Below are 301 nucleotides of genomic sequence, written 5' to 3'. Positions count from 1 at the left end.
TTCGACTTCGACCTCGACCACGGCCAGCTCGCTCTCCACCGGCCTGTCGACCACGAACAGCTCGGTGACGTCGCTCTCGACGTCGAGTTCGACGGCAACCACTTCGCTGTCGACCGCGATTTCGGCGAGCAAGACGCATTACTACAGCGTCAACGACAACGGTACGCAGCAGGCCAACTACAACAATGACGGCGCCACGGGCGTGAACGCGCTCGCCGCCGGCACCGGTGCGACGGCAGCGGGAGCGGCCGGCGTGGCGGTGGGCAACAACGCGAACGCGGCCGGCGCCAATGCGGTAGCG

1 protein-coding gene is annotated in these 301 nt (G+C 67.1%); it reads left to right on the top strand.

The genetic code is table 11. The features are described 5' to 3' along the window. The coding region (locus tag PXJ20_RS33075) for a hypothetical protein (RefSeq protein ID WP_421057531.1) at positions 1-301 on the top strand (301 nt) is incomplete at both ends.

It is taken from the genome of Paraburkholderia sp. A1RI_3L (assembly GCF_048957895.1).
In the GTDB taxonomy this organism is placed as follows: domain Bacteria; phylum Pseudomonadota; class Gammaproteobacteria; order Burkholderiales; family Burkholderiaceae; genus Paraburkholderia; species Paraburkholderia kururiensis.
Note: the sequence above shows the minus strand (reverse complement) of the source record. Positions and strands in the feature narration are given on the sequence as shown.